This is a genomic window from Duncaniella muricolitica (assembly GCF_910574735.1).
In the GTDB taxonomy this organism is placed as follows: Bacteria; Bacteroidota; Bacteroidia; order Bacteroidales; family Muribaculaceae; genus Duncaniella; species Duncaniella muricolitica.
Window position 1 is genome coordinate 1 of record NZ_CAJTCF010000136.1, and the last position, 4,356, is coordinate 4,356.

At 41.6% G+C, this 4,356-nt stretch carries 3 protein-coding genes; all 3 read right to left on the bottom strand.

Annotated features, from left to right (window positions below; translation table 11 throughout):
- Positions 1-901: 901 nt before the first annotated feature.
- Entirely contained in the window at positions 902-1,975 is a 1,074-nt protein-coding gene (locus QGT73_RS17000; RefSeq protein WP_280123219.1) for a hypothetical protein, read from the bottom strand.
- The gene (locus tag QGT73_RS17005) at positions 1,968-2,918 is read right to left on the bottom strand and encodes a type II toxin-antitoxin system antitoxin SocA domain-containing protein (RefSeq protein WP_280123220.1); all 951 of its coding nucleotides are present in this window, start codon (positions 2,916-2,918) and stop codon (positions 1,968-1,970) included. The genes QGT73_RS17000 and QGT73_RS17005 overlap by 8 nt, the downstream gene beginning before the upstream one ends.
- Before the next feature lie 434 nt (positions 2,919-3,352).
- Complete coding sequence (locus QGT73_RS17010; RefSeq protein WP_280123221.1) at positions 3,353-3,838, bottom strand: AAA family ATPase; 486 nt, start codon at positions 3,836-3,838, stop codon at positions 3,353-3,355.
- Between the last annotated feature and the right edge of the window lie 518 nt (positions 3,839-4,356).

A 4,356-nucleotide genomic window follows, 5' to 3' on the forward strand; every position in this document is an offset into this window, starting at 1 on the left:
CAACCCGACGCAGACCTGAAAATAATGCTCGCCGATGCATCTGAATCGCCGCCGGAAGAAACTGAAAACTGATAAGGGGGCTTGTCCTATACAAAAAGTTAGCCCAACTTCTATATTTCAAGAAGTTGGACTCGACTTTTTATGGTTTAGCGGACAGTAATACAAAAAAATTGCGATTATAACCGCGATTATTACAAAAAACTGAGTTTAGGGTATCACAGTCGTAAACTCCGAGAGGCGTGGCGGCTCGTGTTTTCGTCGGTTTTGCCGTCAAATGGTGACGGTGAGCCGTAGTTCACTGACACCCTTCGACCGCAATCCGACTGCTGGAACGGGCTGAACACCGACTTTCTCAACGCCCTGTGAGGATGCGACAGGGATGTCGCCTCACCGGACTCCAATCGTCAGTCCGTGTTCTTCACGCCCGTTCTTGGTATGGAATTGAACCGCCACGCCACTCTGCGTTTAGCCACACCCCACGGGAGCAAGAAAGTGATTTCCTGCGATCATTCTGCGATGCTCCATATACGCCTGTAACCACATACTTGCTCTATCCGGGGGAACATTCTGTTCTTATACTAATTTACCTTTTCGTATGTCTGCCGTTTCGTATCACTTATAAAGGGCTGTGCTGGACTCTACTTTTATGCCAGTTATAAGCGTAGTTCAAAGTGTGTTCGCTCATGGTAATGAACGTGCTGAAACGGGATATTCCTTGTATTCCGATTTACTCAACCTGTGTTCTGCATGGCTTCCCAACACTCCGATAGAAAAATACTGGGCTCTGCTTCCAGACAGATAGGAGCAATCAGAGGAATAAGGCTTCTCATCCGACAAGCCTTATTCCTTTAGCGCCAGACGCCATCGCGGAGATAGATACTTCTTATCAATGGATATTAACTTAGTTAATTTTTTGCTGAATTTCAATGACATGTGTATTTATCGAATCGCATATGTGCTCTATTCGATCAAGACTTGAGTCATAAACGTTAGTTCGAGCATTGCAATGTTGTATCATTCCCAACAATGCGCCACTCAAACCTACGGTTAACACCCACTTCGCCACCCAAGCCACAGACCGACGGAACCTTGACTCGCTCATCTCACCGTTCTCGTCGACGTATTTCTTGAACGTCACAATCTGCCAATAGCGAAACCGCTGCGCCCATGACGGCTTGCCGTCAAGCTGCGTCTCCTCCGCGAAGGCCATAAACGACTTCCACAACCCCTTCAGAAAACTTTTGTCATTCAGTCTGTCAGGGTCGCAATGATTCACAAGTCTATAAACAGGAACGCGGTCTTCATGCACTAAATTTTCCTTATTTCGGTTGTCAATCAGTGCCCCGAAAATGAAGACAGACATATATCCGTCGGGGGCAAGCAATATCTTCATAAATGCTCCTCGCTCCGTTCGGAAAGACTTTTTGTTCGTGACTTCCTGACGCTCCACAACGTTATAAATTCTGTTTCCCCAAAAGAGATCAAAAACGTCATTTTTATCGCCTCCCCAACGGCTTCCACTGCATACACATAACATATAGTACCCTTGCATCAGTTCAGCTCTTTCATCACCCGGAATTTGTTTCGAGAAAAAATTATCGTCATGTGTTTGTTCGTTAAGGAACTTCTCGAATATTTGGTAACGCTCAATCCTCCTTTGTGCCTCCTTGGATTGAAGCATCTTTTCCACGGGTTTCTGCGCCTGTGGTTCATTAGTAGGTTGACTTTCGGCAATCGAAACGGCATCAGATTTCTTCGATTTCTCAACTAGGCAATTCTTAAAAGAATCTTTCTTGAAATTGATGATTTTTTTGAACACTAAGCAGAACGATGATATAACCATCAGTAAAACAATATTAGATTTGAAAGTATTTGATAATCTATTCATATGCAAAAGCGTTAACACTCGAAGTATGGCGGAAAATGGGATTGGCGTTTCCGCAATAACCCGTAAAATTGAAGAAGTTTTAGTCATAATTTAGCACAAAGGCATCTTGATATGAAATAGCGTTGCGATTGTCTTTGTTCTCAATCCAACCCTTTTCAAGATGACTCGTCTGAGATATTTCTCCCGCACTCATATTTGAAAACATAGAACAGACTTTCTCGATAGTGCTAGTTTCGTACTCGTTGAGTAAATTGCCTTTATTCTCTCTTGCTTCCAACTTGATGCCACTCTGACCGCTTGGATAGACATATTCTTCCATATCAATTCCCGGTAGAGAACTGTAAAGTGTGCCCCACCGTTCAGGAACAGGGCCAAACGGCAATGCTTTGTATGTTATGCCAGTTATGCCATAACCATGATTTTTGTAATGGATGAAATCTGCATAGAACAGCAGTTTGTTCATTTTAGTTACAAATGTCGAGCCAATAGTCGTGATAATCAGTCGTACCACATTTGCAACTTTATCGGTGGATAAAGAGCGAAAACCAGTATATTCCGAAGGTTGCACGATTGGCTTATAATCTCCAATTGCTGCTTCCACTTTCTTTTTTATCCGCAGATACTCCTGTTCGCTCATTTCAGATTTTGATGCCTCGACAAATGACATGAAAACGTCCTTTTCGCAGGCGGCAATGATTGTTCGGGCATTTGACACGCTCGGCACCTCTCCGTCCTCATACATTCGGTATTGGTTTATCCCAAAACCAAGTATCTGTGCCATTTTTGCAGCAGACAAACCATAGTGTATCCTTATTCCAGAAATCTCATCAGGGAAAGGAATGCCATGCTTGAACCGATATTGATTATATACCTGAAAGATGTTGGCTTCATCCATTTCGGTGGTAGTCCACATTTCACCCTCTTCATCAATGATTCCAGTGTGTATGTAGGAATACTCCTCTTTTCGGAAGGTAGCGGTTCTCACTTCCTGAAAGTATTTTTCTCCCGGTAATAGCTTGTTATTCTCCATTGCTTTCATTCTTTAAGGGGTAAGACATAGGATGTTCCGCTTTATGGAACGAAATACATATCGTATGGGCATTAGGCTTTCTAAGAGTAATCTTGATGTAGATTTCATTTCCTCTTACGTCCTTGCCGAATACCCACATTTCACCTTGATTATTCAGAGCATCCACAATCGGATCTTCGGAATAATCATTACAGCTGAGATTCATAATGACCTCCATTCGTTGATTAGGTGTGACACCCAACTCAATGAGGCTATTCTGGTTTTTCTGGCGGCCATCACGGAAACGTATTCAGAATATTTTGACCTTCAGACTGAAATCCTCTAAGAATTTCTCGACTTGCTCTTTCGTAATCATAGTGCAAAGATAACGAATTTGTGACAGTAATACAACTTTATCGTTGGGTTTGTTCGGAGGTCTAAAAATTTCGCAAGGTCTATGGTTTCAGACTAGACAGATCATCTCCGTTTTTGCGAAAATATTGCAATTGTCCGTCTGGAATACGATTTACCACAGTTTCATTATCTTTCATGTCAACGACATATATAGCAAGCTCATTGACAGCTCTATCAAGAAATGAACTTATGACATATTGACTATGTGTCGTGATAAAAAAGCGATTGTCTCCTGCGGAAATAATATCATTAAGAATATCAGAGACATAGGGTTGATAAATAAGTGCATCCAAATCATCAAAGCAGATTGTTTTATTCCGGTTGCCCTCAATCGCCGCTTTATAGAATATCAATCTTCTCAGAGAGTCTCCAAGAGAATTAAAAGGCACAATAGATATGTAAATGCCGTTTTCTTTCATTGCAACAATCGTCCGCGATGTCGAATCAAACATCATCTTCAACCCATATCCGTTGAACAGCTCTGCAAGATTGGATTTCAGAGTAGGTAAATTTGCAACCGCCTCCATAAGATTTCCACCGGACGGAGGCAGCAGGAATCCAATGTTGGAAGATTCCGGGACAAAGTGTTTCGGAAAAAATACGCAAGTACATCCGGCAGTACAGCGGGAGCTTTCTTTGTTGACAGGGTCAGAGAAGAAGATGATGGTGTGTTTATAGACTTAATTTTTGCTCCCTCTTGCCTCATTATAATGAACATCACTGTATTTTTGATTTGTATTTTGGCTATATTTAAGCCAATTCAGAGGTTAAAATCCGAAATATTCCGATTTTATTTTGGAGACGCCGCAAATAATAGCTAACTTAGCCATATCAAAGCCACATATAATGATACAAGAGCTGAAAATAAAAAATATCAAGTCTTTCCGTGACGAAGTTGAACTAAGTTTCGAGCCTTCGGGAGATGACCGAGGTTGTTGCAGAACTATTTCTCAAAAAAAATAGCAAAAGCCTCAACTTTCACAAGCTGAGGCTTTTTTATGTCCATAAAGTTTTGTAACTTTATGGTATTCAAAACTATTGAATA

Bases quoted from the DNA above. Each gene is read 5' to 3' on its own strand.
- QGT73_RS17005 (WP_280123220.1), bottom strand. From the start codon at position 2,918: ATGGAGAATAACAAGCTATTACCGGGAGAAAAATACTTTCAGGAAGTG.
- QGT73_RS17010 (WP_280123221.1), bottom strand. From the start codon at position 3,838: ATGGAGGCGGTTGCAAATTTACCTACTCTGAAATCCAATCTTGCAGAG.
- QGT73_RS17000 (WP_280123219.1), bottom strand. From the start codon at position 1,975: ATGACTAAAACTTCTTCAATTTTACGGGTTATTGCGGAAACGCCAATC.